This is a genomic window from Syntrophomonas sp. UBA5494 (assembly GCF_002426325.1).
Map to the genome: position 1 here is coordinate 1 of NZ_DIPG01000078.1, position 221 is coordinate 221.

Consider the following 221-nt stretch of genomic DNA (forward strand, 5'->3'; position numbering starts at 1 on the left):
CTGGAGGATGGAACCATGGTGGTTGTGGAGGATGCACAAAACGACATCGGACGTGATCTTGATGTGGTAGTAACCAGCGTGTTTCAAACCGCCGCGGGCCGTATGATTTTTACCCGCAAGAGCCGGGAAGATCACCAGCATCATGCTCATCATTTGGAGAGCCAGGTACAAGCTGTACGAGAGGTGAATTTGTATGGATAACAACCTCCGGGTTGTTATAG

1 pseudogene is annotated in these 221 nt (G+C 50.2%); it reads left to right on the forward strand.

Annotation, left to right across the window (positions count from 1 at the left end):
• A pseudogene (locus B3W37_RS08750) lies at positions 1-201 on the forward strand (twitching motility protein PilT); the annotation flags it as partial.
• Positions 202-221 lie beyond the last annotated feature (20 nt).